We start from the raw sequence: 17,910 nt of genomic DNA, 5'->3' as shown, positions 1-17,910 counted from the left end.
AGACGCATGGCGCTCGAAATTCTCGTCGTCGACGACGAAGCCGACATCCGCGAACTCGTCGCCGCGATCCTCGCCGACGAGGGCTATGCAACGCGCACCGCGAAGGACAGCGACACGACGCTCGCCGCGCTCGCCGAGCGACGCCCGTCGCTGCTGATCCTCGACATCTGGCTGCAGGGGTCGCGGATGGACGGCCTCGAGCTCCTCGAGGAGGTCAAGCGCCGCGACCCGACGCTGCCGGTCATTGTCATTTCGGGTCACGGCAACATCGAGACCGCGGTAACCGCGATCAAGCGCGGCGCATACGATTTCATCGAAAAGCCGTTCCAGGCCGACCAGCTCCTTCTTGTCGTTCAGCGCGCTACCGAGACCGAGCGCTTGAAGCGCGAAAACGAAGAGCTCCGCGAGCGCGCCGGCTTCGATACCGAGCTAACCGGATCGTCGACGGTCATCAACGGCGTCCGGGCGACGATCAAGCGCGTCGCGGCGACCGGCAGCCGCGTCCTCATCACCGGCGCGGCCGGGTCGGGCAAGGAGATCGCGGCGCGGCTGCTCCACCAGTGGAGCCCACGATCGGGATCGCCGTTCGTCGTCGTCAGCGCCGCACGGATGGACCCCGAGCGCGTCGAGGAGGAACTGTTCGGGCGTGAGGACAGCGGCCATCTCGCACGGACCGGGCTGTTCGAGCAGGCGCACGGCGGCACCCTGTTCCTCGACGAGGTCGCTGACATGCCGCTGCCGACGCAGGCGAAGATTCTTCGCGTTCTGACCGAGCAGACCTTCCAGCGGATCGGCGGCTCGCGCTGGGTCCGCGTCGACGTCCGCGTTATCAGCGCGACGTCGCGTGACCTGCCCGCCGAGATCGAGGCGGGGCGCTTTCGCGAAGACCTGTACTACCGCCTCAACGTCGTCCCCGTGCGGCTGCCCGCGCTGAGCGAACGCCGCGAGGATGTCGCCGAACTCGTCGCCTATTTCCTGGCGCGCTATTCGGCCGAGCGGCGTGTCTCGACGCCGATCCTGTCGGACGACGCGGTCGCCGCGCTCCAGACGTATGATTGGCCGGGGAACGTCCGCCAGCTCCGCAACGTCGTCGAACGGACGCTGATCCTTGCGCCGCCCGAGCGCGTCGGGCGGATCGACGTCGACATGCTCCCCGCCGAAATTACCACCGAGCCCGCCAAGCTGCTGCCCAATCAGGCGGTCAAGTCGATCATGGGGACGCCGCTCAGGGAAGCGCGCGAGGCGTTCGAGCGCGAATATCTCCGCGCCCAGATCAGGCGCTTCTCGGGGAATATCTCGCGGACAGCAGCGTTCATCGGCATGGAACGCTCGGCTTTGCACCGCAAGCTGAAGGCGCTCGGATTGAGCGAGGGAACGCGCGACGAGGATGCGGAGGAAGTGGCGGTCTAACGGTTGCCGCACCACCTACGAGAGCGGCGAGTGCCGCGAGTTCGGCTGGACGACACACCACCTTGACTGGTCGCCGCAAGACGGCGAACGCGAGCAGAAAACGCTTGATCTGCCCAAGCCGACCGTAGGGTTCTTGAGCATCTTCGATGATCGAGCGCCGCGGCTTACGCTGATCCAGCGTCCCGACGGCCATCTGCTGGCTGAGCTAGATTTGTGCAACGCCCGGGGCGATATCTGCCGGACCGCCTATCAGGATTGGGTCCCTATCGATGCGGCGGCGATGGTCGACCAGTCGCGCTAGCCGAGCAGCGCGGGTGATCAACTTAATTGGCGGCTTGAGCCGAACCCTTCGCCGCCCTACATTCATGTCTTCCGGCGGTTCGCCGCCGGGGAGCGGTGGCCGCGATCAACGCGGTCATCGTGCAAACCGCAGTTTGCCAAGAACAAGAAGGACGAAAAATGGCCGAGAAGCCGAGCAGCCTCCAGGACGTATTCCTCAACACGGTCCGCAAGACCAAGACGCCCGTGACGATGTTCCTCGTCAACGGCGTCAAGCTCCAGGGCAACATCACGTGGTTCGACAACTTCTCGGTGCTGTTGCGCCGCGATGGCAGTTCGCAGCTGGTGTACAAGCACGCGATCTCGACCGTAATGCCCGCCGGTCCGATCCAGTTGTTCGACGCTGAAAAGGTCGACGACGACGGCCTTGATTGATCCTGACGCGGACGATGTCCGCACCGATCCACTGGACGAGAGCGTCGCGGCCCCCGAGCGGGTGCGCGGTGAGTCGACCCAGGCTCAGCCCGGCTTCGATGCCCAGCGCGGCATCCGCTTCGGCGCGAACACGCTCGTCGTCATGCCCGAGCGCGACGGTGCCGGCGGCAAGCGCGACGGATCGGCGGCGAAGCGTGACGGCTCCGCCAGTCGCGACGCCGATTCGCGGCTCGAGGAGGCGGTCGGCCTCGCGGCGGCGATCAACCTCAACGTCGTCGAGCGCGAGATCATCCGCATCCGCAAGGCGACCGCGTCGACGCTGTTCGGTAAGGGCCAGATCGAGCGGCTGACCGCGACGGTCGCCGCGAACGACATCGAGGTCGTCGTGATCGACGGCGCGCTGTCCCCGATCCAGCAGCGCAATCTCGAAAAGGCGTTCAGCGCCAAGGTCATCGACCGGACGGGGCTGATCCTCGAAATCTTCGGCGAGCGCGCGACGACGCGCGAAGGCTCGCTCCAGGTCGAGGTCGCGCATCTCGATTATCAGGCGAGCCGTCTCGTTCGCTCATGGACCCACCTCGAGCGCCAGCGCGGCGGCGTCGGCTTCCTCGGCGGTCCCGGCGAGTCGCAGATCGAGTCCGACCGGCGGCAGATTCGCGACAAGATCGCCAAGCTCAAGAAGGAGCTCGAGGAGGTCAAGCGGACCCGCGCGCTCCACCGCGACCGGCGGCAGAAGGCGCCGTATCCGGTCGTCGCGCTCGTCGGCTACACGAATGCCGGCAAGTCGACGCTGTTCAACCGGCTGACCGGGGCGACGGTAATGGCGGAGAATTTGCTGTTTGCGACGCTCGATCCGACGATGCGCGCGATCGAATTGCCCGGTGTCGATAAGGTCATCCTGTCGGACACCGTCGGTTTCATCTCGGCGCTGCCGACTCAGCTGGTCGCGGCATTCCGCGCGACGCTCGAAGAGGTGATCGAGGCCGACCTGATCGTCCACGTCCGCGACGTCGCCCACCCCGACAGCGACGCTCAGGCCGCCGATGTCGCCGACGTGCTGCGCGGGCTTGGCGTGATCGACGGCGAGACGCGGGTGCCGATCGTCACCGCGCTCAACAAGCTCGACCTGCTCGATCCCGAGGCGCGCGCTGGCCTGCTCGCCAACCTGCCCGAAGACGCGATGGCGATCTCGGCGGTGACGGGGGAGGGGGTCGACGCGCTGCGGACGCTCGTCGCCGAGATGCTCCAGAGGTCGGCGCGGACGGTCGACTTCGTCCTCGGCGCGCACGAAGGCCGCCGCGCCGCGTGGCTGTACGCGCACGGCGACGTCATCGAGCGGATCGATGGCGACGACGGCGGGGTGATGCTTAAGGTCCGGCTGACACCGGAGATGGCAGCACGCTTCGCCACCATTTAGCGCGAGAGAGCGTCAGCTCCGCTCGGCGGCCTTCGCTTCGTCCCACAGCGCATCCTTCGCGGCGAGATCGAGGCCGTGGAACGACGACCCGGCGATCGCCTCCATCGCCTTGAATCGCCGTTCGAACTTGGCGTTCGCGCCGCGCAGGGCGACTTCGGGGTCGATGCCGCGGTGGCGGAGGACGTTGACGACCGCGAATAGCAGGTCGCCACCTTCGTCGAGGCGCTCGGCATCGTTCGCTGCCGCTTCAAACTCGGCGAGCTCCTCGACGACCTTGGCGCGCGGGCCGCTCGCGTCGGGCCAGTCGAAGCCGGTGCGGGCGGCACGGCGCTGGAGCTTTTCGGCACGCATCAGCGCGGGCAGGGCGCTCGCCACTCCCGACAAAGCGCCGTCGCGGGGGCGCTCCGCCGCCTTAATCGTTTCCCAGTCGGCAAGCTGCGCGGTCGCGTCGGCGGCGGGCGTGGCGTCGCCGAAAACGTGCGGGTGCCGCCGTTCCATCTTCGCGGCGATCCCGGCGACGACGTCGGCAAGCGCGAAATGCCCGGCCTCCTCGGCCATCCGCGAATGAAACACGACCTGAAAGAGCAGGTCGCCGAGCTCGTCGCGGAGGCCGGGCATGTCGCCGGTGTGGATCGCATCGGCGACCTCATACGCTTCCTCGATCGTGTACGGCGCGATCGTGACAAAGCTTTGCGCGCGGTCCCACGGGCAGCCGCCGGGGTCGCGCAGCCGCGCCATGATCGCGGCGAGGCGTTCGAGCTGAAGGCCGGCGGGGCCGGGTCCGGTGGTCGTCATGCGATCGGCCTAGACAGGGCGGGGCGGTCGGGCAAGATGGCGACATGACGATCTCCCGCCGCACGCTCATCATCGCCACCAGTGCTGGGGCCGCCGTCGCGCTTGCGGGGTGCAACAACCTCGCGACGCTTAACCGGTTGAACGCCCTGACCCCGGGCGATGGCGGCGTGGTCAAGCGTATCGACGGCGCGGCGTATGGGAGCGATCCGCGCCAGCGGCTCGACGTCTACGCCCCGGCCGATGCCACCGCGCCGCTGCCGGTGGTAATCTTCTTTTACGGCGGCGGGTGGAACTCGGGGTATCGCGGCGGTTATGTGTTTGCCGCGCGGGCGATCGCGGCGCGTGGCTTCGTCGTCGTCGTCCCCGATTATCGCCTCGTGCGGAAGGTCCGCTTCCCGGCATTTATCGACGACGGCGCGGCGGCGGTGCGCTGGACGGTCGACCACATCGCGGCGTCGGGCGGCGACCCGAGGCGGATCGCAGTCGCTGGGCATTCGGCGGGCGCGCATATCGCGATGATGCTCGCGCTCGACGGGCGCTATATCGCTGCGGCCGGAGCAGCCGGGGCGATCAAAGCCGTGGTCGGTCTGGCGGGGCCGTACGACTTCCTGCCGTTCGACCAGCCGTCGGCGATCGCGGCGTTCGGCAAGGCACCCGACCCGAGGGCGACCCAGCCGATCAGCTTCGTCCGCGCCGATGCCCCGCCCGCGCTGCTTTTGACCGGTGACGCCGACGACGTCGTTCGTCCGCGCAACAGCCGCGCGCTGGCGGCAGCGCTCCGCCTCAAGGGCGCGAAGGTCGAGGAGAAAGAATATCCCGGCGTCGGCCATGTCGGCCTTTTGCTCGCGTTATCGAAACCGTTTCGCGGCAAGGCCGACGTCCTCGACACGATGACGTCATTCCTGCGCAGAACCTTGCCGCGCTAGGTGCCGCCATGCCCTGCAAATGCCGCTTGCGGAAACGGTAGTCACGGCTACTGTAACGCGATCGTCATGCGGGGTGTTCGATGCGTCAGCTTCCGGTCTGCTTTCTAGCCAGCGTCTCGGTCGCCAGTGTGGCGTTGGCGCAGCAAGCTCCACCCGCTGCCGCCCCGGCCGTCGCAGCCGGTGTCGAGGATATTGTCGTCACTGCGCAAAAGCGATCGGAAAACCTGCAGGAAGTCCCGATTGCGATCACGGCAATCACCGCCGAAGCGCTGAAGAACAAGCGCGTCGAGAACCTGCTTGGCCTGTCGGGGCTTGCCCCTGGGCTCCAGATCAAGACCGACGACAACGCCGCCAACCCGCGCATCTTCATTCGCGGCGTCGGGGTCAACGACTTCAACCCGTCGACTAACAGCGCCGTCGGCATCTATGTCGACGGCGTCTATATCGCCTCGCCGCTGGCGCAGCTCGCCTCGTTCTACGACCTTCAGCAGGTCGAAGTCCTGCGCGGGCCGCAGGGAACGTTGTACGGTCGCAACACCACTGGCGGCGCGATCAACGTCACCACCAAGGCCCCATCGGACAGCCTCGCCGCCGATGCGTCGCTCGACTATGGCCGCTTCAATGCGGTCAATCTCGAGGGTGGGGTCGGCGGACCGATCGCGGGCGACAAGCTTACCGCGCGCGTTTCGGGCCTGTATGCGCGCGACGACGGCTATACCCTCGACCGGACAAGCGGGCGGTACGGCAATAATACCAACCGCTGGGCGATCCGCGGCGCGTTGCGCTGGCGTCCGACCGACAATTTGACCGACGACCTGAAGGTTAGCGCCAACCAGTCGCACGGCGGCTCGATCCTCGCGTATAACCGATCGATATTGCCGCAAACGACCGCCGCAACGGGTGCCGATGGGCTTTGCGCGCCGGCGTTCTACACGTCGGGCCAGTGCACCAACGTCCTCGGCTATGCCAACACCAGCAAGAACCTTTACGCCGGCGATTATCAGTTCCTCGGCCGGGATGTCGTGCGGCTGTTCGCGGCGACGAATACGCTGACGTACGACTTCGGCCCGGTGTCGCTGGTGTCTGTGACCGGCTACCAGCATGCGGCGCGGAACGACCAGGAGGAGACCGACGCCAACCCGCTGCCGATCTTCACCGCGAGCTACATCGCGCGGCAGAACACGACGAGCCAGGAGGTCCGGCTGCAGTCGAACGGCAAGACCCCGCTGCGCTACGTTCTCGGCGGCTATTTCTCGTACGACGACCTCGACAACCGCTCGCAATACGACATCCTCCGGGCGCTGCGCGATCCGACGCCGGAGAACCAAGGCGGGGCCGACGTGGCGAACAGCATCGGTCTGTTCGGCTGGCCGCTACACCAGAAAACCACGAGCTATGCGGTGTTCGGGCAGGTCGATTACGACGTGACGTCGCGGCTTACGCTGACCGGCGGACTGCGCTTCGCCAGCGACCACAAGTCGTTCCATTATGTTAGCGAGGCCGAGAACGGCGCGATCCCGATCTTCACCTTCGACGAGAGCAAGACATTCAAGTCGCTGTCGGGCCGGGTCGGCATCCAGTATAAGGCGACCGACGACATCAATTTGTATGCCAGCTATAATCGCGGTTCGAAAAGCGGTGGGTTCTTCAGCGGCCAGACGACCGATCCCGCCGACATTGGACCGTACCGCGACGAGAAGGTCAACGCGTATGAGATCGGGGCCAAGACCCAGTTCTTCGACAATCGCCTGCGCGCCAACTTCTCGGCATTCTATTACGATTACAAAGACCTGCAGGTTTATACGACGGTCCAGCGCGGGCTGTTGACGGTCCAGCTGTTCACCAACGCGTCGGCGGCCCGAATCTACGGCGGCGAGGCCGAGTTCGAAGCGACGCCGTTCACCGGGCTCGACTGTCGCTCGGCGTCTCGCTACTCCACGCCGAATACGTCAACTTCGTCTCGGCCGGGACGAGCTACTCGGGCAACACCTTGCCGTCGGCACCCAAGGCGAGCGTCAACGGCACCGCACACTATGAACACGACCTGCCGGTCGGCAGCTTCGTCGGGCAGCTCGATTTTACCTACCGCTCGAAGGTCTTCTTCGACACCGCCAACACCGAGCGGCTGAGCGATCCGCGGCGCATCTTCGTCAATGGGCAGGTCGGCTGGCGACTGGGCGAGAGCCGCTACGAGCTCGGCGTCTTCGGTCGCAATATCTTCAACACGACCAACATCGTCGACATCACGCCAGTCCCCAGCCTCGGTTTCGATATCTTCAGCGTCGGCCAGCCGCGGACCTACGGCCTGTATCTCCGCTTCAAATATTGACCGCCGCGGGAGCCTGGATCGGCTCGCCGCCGCCGGTCGGTCAGCAGGTCGCGGCGTATGTCGTCGGCATCGTCGGCGTGCTGTTCGCCGGCGTCGGACCGCTGCTGCTCGGCGGACTCGAGGCGACGCACCGGCTCAGCGCGACGCAGCTTGGCGAGGCGGGGACGGTCGAGCTGCTGGCGATGGGTATCGGCGCTGGCCTTGCAGGGGCCGTGTTCGGCTCCCGTCACCTGCGGGTCATCGCGGTCGTCTGCGGCCTGCTGCTTGCAGCGCTCAACGTCGCGACGATCAGAGTTTCCGGCGATATGCTGACACTCGTGCGCGGTCTCGCCGGGCTGCCGAGCGGCATCATGATCTGGCTGGTGACCGGGCTAATCGTGCGCTCGCCGCGCCCTGAACGCGGTGCCGGACTCTATCTGACAGTCCAGACGCTTGCGCAGCTCGTCATGGTCGCGGCGATCACCGCATTCGTTATCGGTCCGTTCGGCGTCAACGGCGGCTTTCTCGCGCTGGCCGCGGTCGGTCTGGTGTCGGCGATTGTCGGGGTAGCCGTGCCGCCGTCCTACGCCCCGCTGCCAGCGACCGACAATCCGCGCGGACTGCCCGGAGCGCGCGGCTGGGTCGCCCTCGCGGCGACTTTCTGCTTCCAGGCGTTCATCCTGGCGGCGTGGATTTATGTCGAGCCGCTATCGCGTCAGTCGGGGCACGCTGCGGGCACGGCCGGGTTGGCGATTTCGCTGTCGCTCGGCGCGCAGGTCGCGGGCGGAACGCTGGCGACGATCGCGGCGGGGCGGATCGCGTGGCTGTGGGCGCTGGTCGGATCGCTGATCGGCATGATCGTGTTGCTTGGCGTCTTCGCGACACTACCGTCGACCGTCGTGTTCCTCGCCGCGTCGGCGGCGTTTGGCTTTCTATGGATTTTCTCCGCCCCTTATCTCACGCCGATGGCGATCGAGGCCGACCCGACGCGCCGCGCCGCGATCCTTGGGCCGGGCGCATCGTTGCTCGGGTGCGGGGCAGGGCCGTTCCTTGCCTCGCTCGTCGTCACCGATAGCGATGTGCGCGGGAGCCTGTATCTTGCGGCGGGGATCGCCGCGATCTGCGCAGTCATCGTCGCAGCACTGCATTTGACCCGCCCGCGTGTCGACCCGATCGGCTAGAAGTCGCCAAACACTGGAGTTGGCGATGCCATCAAACACGGCCGCGATCGCGATACAAAAGCCTGCGGAGATCCCTCTCGCGACCAAGCTTCAGCCGACACAGGCGCGGTCGCTCGATACTTATGAGGTTGTTCTTGCCACTGCTGGCGAGATGCTGCGCGAGGTCGGTTTCGAGCAGTTGACGACCAACTCGATTTGCGGACGCGCCGGGCTGACGCCGCCGGCGCTCTACCGCTACTTCCCGAACAAATACGCTATCCTCAAGGTCCTCGGTGATCGGCTGATGGACGAGCAGGATCGCGCGGTGCTCGACTGGCTCGATCGCGGCGGTCTCGACGGGACGAGCGACGAGCGACTGGGCAAGAGCGTCGAGCTCCAGCGCGAGGTCGTCGCGATCACCCGCCGCTTCCCTGGCGGCGCCGCGATCGGGCGGGCGTTGCGCGCGGTGCCGATGCTCCAGCGCCTGCGCTTTACCTCGCGCGACATGATCGCCGATCGCTTTCTCGACGCGGTGCGTGCGCGCTATCCGAACACCCCTGAGGCACGGCTGCGCGTCGCGATGCGGATGATGATCGAATTGAGCTATGCTGCGGGCGAGATGGTTGTCGAGGAACCGGACCGCGATGCCGAGTTGCTCAATGTCGAGGTCTGCCGCCTGTTCGCGATTTATTTCGATACCTTCGACTAAAGGGCAGCTTGCAAGAACAGTAGTTATAGCTATCGTAATTGCGGATACGAGGAGTTGGCAGTGAGCCAGTGGCAAAACTGGTCGGGAAGTGTCGTTGCCGAGCCGGCGCGCGTTGCCCGTCCCAAATCGGCAGACGAACTTGCGAGTCTCGTCGTCCAGGCGAGCAAGGTTCGTGTCGTCGGTGCAGGACACTCGTTCATGCCATTGTGCGCGACCGAGGGCACGCTGATCAGCCTCGCTGGCTACGACGGCAGTATCGAGGTCGCGCCCGACCGCCGCACGGTCTGGGCGCCGGCGGGGTGGGGGCTCGACCGGCTCACCGCGGCGCTGTGGGCGGAAGGCCTGTCGCTAATCAATCAGGGCGACATCAACCCGCAATCGCTTGCCGGTGCGACCGCCACCGGCACTCACGGGACGGGTGCCGATCTCGGCAGCATCGCGACGCAGGCGTGCGGTTTTCGGCTCATGCAGGCCAACGGCGAGATCGTCGAATGCGGCCCGGACCAGCGCACCGAATTATACGAGGCGCAGCGCCTCTCGCTCGGCCTGTTCGGCGTCGCGGTGGCGATCCGCATACATGTCGTCCCGGCGTACCACCTCGAGGAGCGCGTCGAACGGCGGCCGCTGGCCGAGATCGCCGAGCGCATCGATGAACTCGGCGCGGCTACCCGGCACATGGAGTTCTTCGTCTTTCCCTATTCCGACCACGTCATCTTCAAGACGCTCCACCCGGTCGAGCCTGAGGGCGACTACCAGGACGGCAAGGACATCGACGAGACGATCTTCCGGCTGGTCTGCGACCTTGGCGCTGCCGCGAACCGCATGATCCCGACGCTCCAGCGGCTGATGATGCGCGCGTCGGCCAAACCCACGCGGCGCGTCGGTCCGGCGTACAAGATATTCCCCTCCGAACGCACGATCCGCTTCGAGGAGATGGAATACGAACTGCCGCGCGCGAACGGCATCGGTGTGCTCAAGGAGGCGATCGCGCATATCCGGCGCCAGCGCATGCCGATCGCGTTTCCCTTCGAATTCCGCCTGACCGCCGCCGACGATATCTGGATGAGCCCGTTCAACAACGGCCCGTGCGCGTCGATCTCGTTCCACCAATACGCCAAGATGCCGTGGACCGCGGCGTTCGCCGAGATGGAGACGATCCTCCAACGCGGCGGCGGGCGGCCGCATTGGGCGAAGCGGCACACGCTGACCACCGCCGACGTCCACCGCCTGTACCCGCGGACGCCCGATTATCTCCGCGTCCGAGCCGAAGCCGATCCGCAAGCGAAGTTCGCCAACGATCACCTGTCCGCGCTGTTCGGCATTTCCGAGGGAGCCACCGCATGACCGACGAAGAGCTGCACGGCCATTTGATCGACCGCCAGGGTTCGCGACGCGATTTCAACACGCCGGTGCTCGTCGTCGACCTCGACGCGCTCGACCGAAATATCGCGCGGATGGCCGAATTTGCCGCCGCCAACGGCCTCCAGCTTCGCCCCCACGCCAAGACCCACAAGAGTCCCGAAATCGCCCGCCGCCAGGTTGCAGCAGGGGCGATCGGCGCGTGCTGCGCCAAGCTCGGCGAAGCCGAGGTGCTCGCCGATGGCGGGATCCACGGTCTGCACATCACCTCACCGGTGGTGTCGCCGCCGGCGATCGCGCGGCTCGTTGCACTCAATGCACGCGTCGATGGGCTGATGTGCGTCGTCGACAATGTCGACAACGTCCACGCCCTCGGTCGTGCGGCAACGGGCGGCAAACCGCTGAGCGTGATCATCGACATCGATCCCGGCATCCGGCGCACCGGCATCGGCTCTCCCGCTGCGGCGGTCGAGCTGCTTGAGGCCATCCGCAGCGAGCCGGGGCTGAGTTATACCGGGGTCCAATGCTATTGCGGGATGCAACAGCACATCGAGGGTTATGCCGACCGCGCAACATCGATGACCGACCGCGCGAATTTCGTCCGCGAGGTTATCGCTGCACTGACCGGGGCAGGCGGCTCCCCAAACATCGTGACCGGCGGCGGCACCGGCACCCACCGGATCGACGCGACGCTCGACCTGTTCACCGAACTCCAGGTCGGGTCGTATGTCTTCATGGATAGTCAGTATCTTGCATGCGACCTGACCGGAGACGAGGGCGGCTCACCGTTCGAGACCGCGCTGATGATCGACACCCGGGTCGTCAGCAACAATGCGACCGGCATGGCGACCGTCGACGGCGGCTTCAAGGCATTCTCGACCGACGCCGACCCGCCGCTGGTCCTCGCTGGAGCGCCCGATGGATCGAAGTATTTCTTCATGGGCGACGAGCACGGCGCGCTGATCGTCCCCGAAGGCAAGGTGCCGGGGCTAGCCGAGATCGTCACGTTCGCCGCGCCGCACTGCGACCCGACGGTCAATCTGTACGACACTTATCATGTCGTACAGGGCGATACGCTGCGGGCGTTGTGGCCGGTGGCGGCACGCGGCCGGTCGCGCTAGGCGAGGAGGCCGGCTGATGCGACCGGCCCGAACATCGGCAACTCCACGAACAAAAATATCCGATAATATGTATTATGTTAAATCGCGTGTATCAGATGGTGATCGTCTGTCCGTCAAAACCCGGCTCAATTCCATCCGGTAGCGATCGAGCCAAGGCCGCATAGTCCATCGAATTATCCATGTGCGTCAGGATCGTGTGCCGTGGTTTGGCCTTGGCGATCCAGCCAAGCGTCTGGTCGAGGTGGCTGTGTGTGGGATGCGGCTTCTGGCGGAGCGCGTCGACGACCCATAGATCAAGGCCTTGGACGAACGCTTCAGATTCCGGCGGCAGCACTTTAACATCGGTCGAGTACGCGATCGCCTTGCCGGCAGTCTCGATGCGAAATCCGAGGCTGTCGATATTCCCGTGGTTTTGATTGAACGACCGGATATTTATGCCGCCAACGGTGAGTATCGGCGGCATGGGATTGGCGGTCGCGCTCGCCGGATAAAACGCCGTCCCGGCAAAAACGTAGCTGAAGCGTGGGATCAAGACGTCCCATGTCACCGGGCTGGCATAACACGCGACTGGTTCTTTCATCAGATGAAAGAACTGCCGCAAGTCGTCGATGCCGTGGGTGTGGTCGGCGTGGTCGTGAGTGTAGAGGACCGCGTCGAGCCGCTGGACGTTCGCCGCCAGCATCTGCTCGCGGAAGTCGGGTCCCGTGTCGATAACGATCGTTGCGCCGTCATGCTCGACGAGCAGCGACACCCGCCGCCGCCGATTTTTCGGCTCGGCCGGATCGCAGTAGCCCCAGTCGTTGCCGATCCGCGGAACGCCGCTCGAGGTCCCCGAGCCGAGGATCGTGACTTTCATGCCGGGCGCGTTGCCTTCGAGAACAGGCGGAAGAAATTGTCGCTGGTTTGCGTGGCGAGTTTGGCGACATCGACGCCGCGGAGCCCGGCGAGGACAGTCGCGGTGTGAGCGACATACGCCGGTTCGCAGACCTTGCCGCGCATCGGCACCGGCGCGAGAAACGGCGAGTCGGTCTCGATGAGGATACGATCTTCGGGCAACGTAGCTGCAACCGCCTGCAGGTCGCGAGCATTTTTGAATGTCAGGATTCCTGACAGCGAGATGTAGAAACCGAGTGCAAGCGCCTGTTCGGCAAAGGCCGCGCTTGCCGTAAAGCAATGGATGACACCAAGGAAAAACCCAGCCGCCATTTCCTCCGCCAGGATCGCGGCGGTGTCATCCTCGGCGTCACGGGTATGGACGATCAGCGGCAAACCGGTCGCCCGCGATGCGGCGATGTGCGACCGAAAACTCGTCCGCTGCTGGTCGCGGTCGCTTTGGTCGTAGAAATAATCGAGCCCCGTTTCGCCGATGCCGATGACTTTCGGGTGCGCCGCGGCCTCGATCAGTCGGGCCGCATCGACCTCAGGGTGCGCGTCGGCCTCGTGCGGGTGGATGCCGATCGTCGCCCAGATGTCGGGGTGCGCGTCGGCGAGCGCGACGACCTCGTTCCACTCCCCTGCCCGCGTCGAAATGCCGAGCATCGTCCCGACACCGGCCGCCCGCGCGCGTTCGATCACCCCGTCCTGATCCTCGCGCAAGCCTTTGTAATTAAGGTGGCAGTGCGAATCGACGAACATCAGGCCGGCTCCACCCAGCGCGGGAAGACACCGGTAGGCGCTGGCAGCAGTGTTCCGGCCTGGACGCGAACGTCGAGATCGGCGAACCGGCGCGCTTCGGCAGCGACACCGAGCTGGTCGAGCAGACGGGCAGCCGCGCCGGGTATGATCGGCTGGATGAGGATCGCAATCCGTCGCGTCGCATCGGCCACCGCCGCGAGCACTGCAGCCATGCGCGCCGGGTCACTCGTCTTGAGCGCCCAAGGCGCAGCATCGGCAAAATAGACGTTGGCAGCCGTGACCATGGTCATCACAGCTTCGAGCGCGCGGTGAAGCTTGAGCGCATTCATCTCCGCCATGAAGACCGCGGCATGCTCGCTGAACGTTTCTGCGAGCGCATCTTCGGCCGGTCCGCCAACCCCTTGATCGGGCAGGCGGCCATCGCAGTTCTTGGCGATCATCGACAACGATCGCTGGGCGAGGTTGCCGATGCCGTTGGCGAGGTCGGCGTTGGTCCGCTCGACGATTGCGGCGTGGCTGTAGCTGCCGTCGTCGCCGAATGCGACGTCGCGGAGCAGGAACCAGCGCAGACGATCGACCCCCAATGTATCGGCGAGTTCGAGCGGATCGACGACGTTGCCGAGCGACTTCGACATCTTCTCGCCGCGGTCGAGGATGAAGCCGTGACCGAACACCGTTGTCGGCAGCGCCAGCCCCGCCGACATCAGGAACGCCGGCCAATAGACCGCGTGGAAGCGGACGACGTCCTTGCCGATGACATGAAGGTCGGCGGGCCATGTCGCGTCGTATCCGGCAGCGGGATACCCTGCCCCGGTCAGGTAATTGGTCAGCGCATCGACCCAGACGTACATGACGTGGCCGGGCGCTTCAGGCACCGGCACTCCCCAGTCGAAGCTCGTCCGGGATATCGACAGGTCGCGCAGTCCGCCGGCAACGAAGCTGCGCATCTCGTTGAATCGGCTCGATGGCTGGATGAACTCGGCGTGGCTGTCGTACCAGTCGAGCAGCCGGTCCTGATACGCCGACAGCTTGAAGAACCAGCTTTCCTCGATCGTCCATTCGACCGCGGTGCCCTGTGGCGACAGACGCGTCGGGCTGCCGTCGGCCCCCGTCGCGTCGATCAGTTCGCTCTCGTCGTAATAGGCCTCGTCGCGAACCGAGTACCAGCCTTCGTAGCGGTCGAGATACAGGTCGCCCGCGTCGCGCATCGCCCGCCACAACGCCTGGCTGGCGGCGGCATGGTCGGTGTCGGTGGTACGAATGAAACGGTCGTGGCTGATGCCGAACACCGTCGACATCGTCTGGAATGCCTGGACCATGTCGTCGACATACGCCTTGGGGGCGATCCCGGCGGCGCGTGCGGCCTGCGCGATCTTAAGGCCGTGCTCGTCAGTGCCGGTCAGGAAAGTGACGTCGCGCCCCGCAAGCCGGTGGAACCGTGCGATCGCATCGGTTGCGATCGCCTCATAGGCATGCCCGATATGCGGCTTGCCATTGGGATAGGCGATCGCCGTCGTGATGTAATATTTGTCAGGCGATTTCATGGGCATCCAACGGATTGCGCGACGGCGTGGCAAGTCCGGCGACGAGTTCGGCGAGTTCGAAGGCGACGCTCTGCGGATCGAGGCTGAGCCCGAGCGCCGACGCCGCGAGCGTGTTCGCTTTCTCCCACAGCGCCAGTGCCCGTGCAAGCCGCGCGCCCGTCCGATCGCGCGACGCGCTGGCGATGTAGGCGGGGACCAGCCCGAGGAAGGCCTCGTAGCGCGGGGTCGCGGCCTTGCTGCTCAGGCTGCGTGCGACCGCCAGCGCCTTCCCCGCCGCCATTGCCGCCGGGGCCGAGGCGAGCGCGTCGAGATCGGCGACCAGCCCGGCGATGTTCGCGCTGGCGAGTTGCATCGCCCGTCCCGGACTCCCTTCGGCAGCAGCGACAAGCGCGGCGCGTTCGCCATCGGGCAGGTCGGGCAACAGCCGGCCGATCACCGCCTCGACCTCGGGGTCGGCGAGCGGCTGGAAGCGCAGCACCCGGCAGCGCGAGCGGATCGTCGGCAACAGGCGGCTCGGTGAATGGCTGATCGCGAGAAACAAGGTATTCGGCGGCGGCTCCTCGAGGTTTTTGAGGAAGGCGTTGGCGGCGTTGCGGTTGAGGTCGTCGGCGGCATCGACGACGATCACCCGCCAGTCCGACAGCGCGGGCTTGGTCCGGAAGATCGACGCGAGCGGTTCGCCGATCGTCGAGTCCGACTTGACGAACTGGTCGACCGAAATGCCGGGGCGCATCTTGCCGGTCTTGGGGTTCTCGAGGATCTCGACAAGGCGGTAGTCGAGGTGGCTCCCCGCCGCGAGCAGCCGTGCGGTGGGGTGGTCGTAGTCGAGTTCGAAGCTGTCGTCGGCAGTCCCGCCGCTCGCGGCGCGCGCCAACACCCATGCGGCGGCGGCGCGGGCGAAGCTCGCCTTGCCCACTCCGCGCGGTCCGGCGAGCAGCCACGCATGGTGCATCCGCCCAGCGGCGAAGGCATCGCGGAGCGCCTGCCCCTGCTCGGTGTGTCCGGCGATCACGCGAGCAGCGGCTCGACTTCGGCCCAGATCGCGGCGGCAACGGATGCAGGGTCGCGGGTCGCGTCGATCAGCCGGACACGCGCGGGGTCATCGACAACCGAGGCGCGGAAGGCCTTGGCGACGCGGTCGTGGAACCCGCCTCCGGTGAGTTCGAAGCGGTCGAGGCGGCCGCGCCCGATGGCGCGCGTCTCGCCGAGGTCGACCGGCAGGTCGAGCACCAGCGTCAGGTCGGGCCACAGATTGCCCGTCGCCAGCCGGTGCTGGTCTATCAGCGCTTCACGCGGGACACCCTTCCCCGCCCCCTGATACGCAAGCGTCGAATCGACATAGCGGTCGCACACGACCCATGCCCCACGTTCGAGCGCCGGCCGGATCAGGCGGGCTACATGGTCGGCGCGGGCAGCATTGACCAACAGCAGTTCGGTCAGCGCGCTCCAGCGGTCGGGGTCGCCCTCGACGATCAGCGCGCGGATCGCTTCGGCACCCGGAGTTCCGCCGGGCTCGCGCGTCGCCACGACCTCCAGCCCCTCGGCACGAAGCGCGGTGACGAGGAGCGCCGCCTGGGTCGACTTGCCCGCCCCCTCCCCGCCTTCGAGCGTGATGAATCTGCCCGTCATTTCCCCATGACGAGGTGGCGGAACGCGCTGCCGACGCGCCCGAACGGACCGGCAACGGCAACGGCTTCGGTCGCGACGAGCGGCAGGCGCGCGGTCGGCAGGCCGGGCGTGGTGACGACGAGTTCGGCGATTTTCTGGCCCTTGGCGATCGGCGCCTTGATCGGGCCGTCATAGACAAGCGTCACCTTGCGCTCGGCACCGTATCCGCGCGGGACGGTGATCTTGAGGTCGGTCGCCCCGGTCAGGCCGACGTCGTTTGCCGCGCCCATCCAGACCTCGGCACGCCCGACTTCCTGCCCCGCCTTGACCAGCGGCAGCTGGGTCCACGCGCGGAAACCCCATTCCATGAACGCGACCGACTGGGAGATGCGCTCGTTGAACGACTTGAGCCCGGCGAGGACGAGCACCAACCGCCGCCCGTCCTGCTCGGCCGAGCCGGTGAAGCCATAGCCTGCTTCCTCGGTATGCCCGGTCTTCAAGCCATCGGCTCCAGCGACTCGCCCGAGCAGCGGGTTGCGGTTGGCCTGGGTGATGTCGTCGCCCTTGCCGAGCGTCTTGCCCCAGGTGAACGACGGGGTGCCGTAGAACTTCTTGTAGAGCGCCGGGAAGTCCTTGATCGTCCGCTCGGCGATGATCGCGAGGTCGCGCGGGGTGACCATCTCGTTCGGGTCGGGCCAGCCGTTGGTGTTGGCGAAGTGCGACCCCTTGAGTCCCATCTTGGCGGCGGCGCGGTTCATCAGCGCCACATACTGATCCTCGGTCCCGCCGAGACCTTCGCCGAGCGTGACGCAGGCGTCGTTGCCCGACAGGGTGATGATACCGTGAAGCAGGTTCTCGACGCTGACCTGCTCGTTGACCGACAGGAACATCGTCGAGCCCTGCGAGTGCCACTTGGTCCATGTCTCGGGCCGGACGGTGACCTTCTGGTCGAGCTTCGCCTCGCCGCGGGTGATCATGTCGAACGCGACATAGACGGTCATCATCTTGCCCATCGACGCCGGCGGCATCGGCGTGTCTGCGCCCTTGTCGAGCAGGACCATGCCGTTCGAAAGGTCCTTCATGTACGCATACGGCGCAGGGGTGTCGAAGGCTGGCATCACCGGGACGGCGGCGGTGCTGGCGGTCGCCGACATCAGCAGGACGAGGATCAGGGGACGCATAAGGGCGAATACTCCGGTGGCGA

Annotated in this window: 16 protein-coding genes and 1 pseudogene; 10 read left to right on the top strand and 7 right to left on the bottom strand. The window is 66.2% G+C overall.

What is annotated here, in order from left to right:
* Nucleotides 1–6: 6 nt before the first annotated feature.
* The 4 genes and pseudogenes from ntrX to hflX all read left to right on the top strand — a co-directional run bounded on the left by ntrX (nucleotide 7) and on the right by hflX (nucleotide 3,541).
* Complete coding sequence (ntrX, locus tag KTC28_RS13900; protein ID WP_216707733.1) at nucleotides 7–1,410, top strand: nitrogen assimilation response regulator NtrX; 1,404 nt, start codon at nucleotides 7–9, stop codon at nucleotides 1,408–1,410.
* A complete protein-coding gene (locus tag KTC28_RS13895; RefSeq protein ID WP_216707732.1) occupies nucleotides 1,388–1,711 on the top strand; it encodes a hypothetical protein in 324 nt (107 codons plus the stop codon). The genes ntrX and KTC28_RS13895 overlap by 23 nt, the downstream gene beginning before the upstream one ends.
* Before the next feature lie 158 nt (nucleotides 1,712–1,869).
* A pseudogene (hfq, locus tag KTC28_RS13890) lies at nucleotides 1,870–2,109 on the top strand (RNA chaperone Hfq); the annotation flags it as partial.
* A 157-nt stretch (nucleotides 2,110–2,266) separates the two neighbouring features.
* Nucleotides 2,267–3,541, top strand: coding sequence for a GTPase HflX (gene hflX / locus KTC28_RS13885; protein ID WP_216708158.1), 1,275 nt, complete (start codon nucleotides 2,267–2,269; stop codon nucleotides 3,539–3,541).
* Between the two features lie 12 nt (nucleotides 3,542–3,553).
* Here hflX and mazG read toward each other — a convergent pair whose 3' ends face one another.
* Complete coding sequence (mazG, locus tag KTC28_RS13880) at nucleotides 3,554–4,336, bottom strand: nucleoside triphosphate pyrophosphohydrolase (protein ID WP_216707730.1); 783 nt, start codon at nucleotides 4,334–4,336, stop codon at nucleotides 3,554–3,556.
* Between the two features lie 44 nt (nucleotides 4,337–4,380).
* Here mazG and KTC28_RS13875 point away from each other — a divergent pair, with 44 nt between their 5' ends.
* The 6 genes from KTC28_RS13875 (at nucleotide 4,381) to KTC28_RS13850 (ending at nucleotide 11,919) form a co-directional block, all read left to right on the top strand.
* Entirely contained in the window at nucleotides 4,381–5,262 is an 882-nt protein-coding gene (locus KTC28_RS13875; protein WP_216707729.1) for an alpha/beta hydrolase, read from the top strand.
* 80 nt (nucleotides 5,263–5,342) lie between these two features.
* Nucleotides 5,343–7,391 carry a TonB-dependent receptor gene (locus KTC28_RS13870; RefSeq protein ID WP_216707728.1) on the top strand — a complete coding sequence of 683 codons (2,049 nt, stop codon included), beginning with the start codon at nucleotides 5,343–5,345 and terminating at the stop codon, nucleotides 7,389–7,391.
* Between the two features lie 196 nt (nucleotides 7,392–7,587).
* Nucleotides 7,588–8,751, top strand: coding sequence for an MFS transporter (locus KTC28_RS13865; RefSeq protein ID WP_216707727.1), 1,164 nt, complete (start codon nucleotides 7,588–7,590; stop codon nucleotides 8,749–8,751).
* 25 nt (nucleotides 8,752–8,776) lie between these two features.
* A complete protein-coding gene (locus KTC28_RS13860) occupies nucleotides 8,777–9,439 on the top strand; it encodes a TetR/AcrR family transcriptional regulator (protein WP_216707726.1) in 663 nt (220 codons plus the stop codon).
* A gap of 60 nt (nucleotides 9,440–9,499) precedes the next feature.
* A complete protein-coding gene (locus KTC28_RS13855; RefSeq protein ID WP_216707725.1) occupies nucleotides 9,500–10,783 on the top strand; it encodes a D-arabinono-1,4-lactone oxidase in 1,284 nt (427 codons plus the stop codon).
* The gene (locus tag KTC28_RS13850) at nucleotides 10,780–11,919 is read left to right on the top strand and encodes a DSD1 family PLP-dependent enzyme (RefSeq protein WP_216707724.1); all 1,140 of its coding nucleotides are present in this window, start codon (nucleotides 10,780–10,782) and stop codon (nucleotides 11,917–11,919) included. The genes KTC28_RS13855 and KTC28_RS13850 overlap by 4 nt, the downstream gene beginning before the upstream one ends.
* A 91-nt stretch (nucleotides 11,920–12,010) precedes the next feature.
* Here KTC28_RS13850 and KTC28_RS13845 read toward each other — a convergent pair whose 3' ends face one another.
* The 6 genes from KTC28_RS13845 to KTC28_RS13820 are packed head-to-tail and all read right to left on the bottom strand — an operon-like array spanning nucleotide 12,011 to nucleotide 17,887.
* A complete protein-coding gene (locus KTC28_RS13845; RefSeq protein ID WP_216707723.1) occupies nucleotides 12,011–12,775 on the bottom strand; it encodes an MBL fold metallo-hydrolase in 765 nt (254 codons plus the stop codon).
* Nucleotides 12,772–13,554 carry a TatD family hydrolase gene (locus KTC28_RS13840; protein ID WP_216707722.1) on the bottom strand — a complete coding sequence of 261 codons (783 nt, stop codon included), beginning with the start codon at nucleotides 13,552–13,554 and terminating at the stop codon, nucleotides 12,772–12,774. Before KTC28_RS13840 ends, KTC28_RS13845 begins: the two co-directional genes overlap by 4 nt.
* Nucleotides 13,554–15,098, bottom strand: a complete 1,545-nt coding sequence (metG, locus tag KTC28_RS13835; protein WP_216707721.1) for a methionine--tRNA ligase — start codon at nucleotides 15,096–15,098, stop codon at nucleotides 13,554–13,556. Before metG ends, KTC28_RS13840 begins: the two co-directional genes overlap by 1 nt.
* Complete coding sequence (locus KTC28_RS13830; RefSeq protein ID WP_216707720.1) at nucleotides 15,085–16,110, bottom strand: DNA polymerase III delta subunit-related protein; 1,026 nt, start codon at nucleotides 16,108–16,110, stop codon at nucleotides 15,085–15,087. Before KTC28_RS13830 ends, metG begins: the two co-directional genes overlap by 14 nt.
* Nucleotides 16,107–16,727 (bottom strand): dTMP kinase, encoded by a 621-nt coding sequence (gene tmk / locus KTC28_RS13825; protein WP_216707719.1) that lies wholly within the window; start codon nucleotides 16,725–16,727, stop codon nucleotides 16,107–16,109. Before tmk ends, KTC28_RS13830 begins: the two co-directional genes overlap by 4 nt.
* Nucleotides 16,724–17,887 carry a D-alanyl-D-alanine carboxypeptidase family protein gene (locus KTC28_RS13820; RefSeq protein ID WP_439650101.1) on the bottom strand — a complete coding sequence of 388 codons (1,164 nt, stop codon included), beginning with the start codon at nucleotides 17,885–17,887 and terminating at the stop codon, nucleotides 16,724–16,726. The genes tmk and KTC28_RS13820 overlap by 4 nt, the downstream gene beginning before the upstream one ends.
* Between the last annotated feature and the right edge of the window lie 23 nt (nucleotides 17,888–17,910).

The organism is Polymorphobacter megasporae (assembly GCF_018982885.2).
GTDB lineage: Bacteria > Pseudomonadota > Alphaproteobacteria > Sphingomonadales > Sphingomonadaceae > Polymorphobacter_B > Polymorphobacter_B megasporae.
Note: the sequence above shows the minus strand (reverse complement) of the source record. Positions and strands in the feature narration are given on the sequence as shown.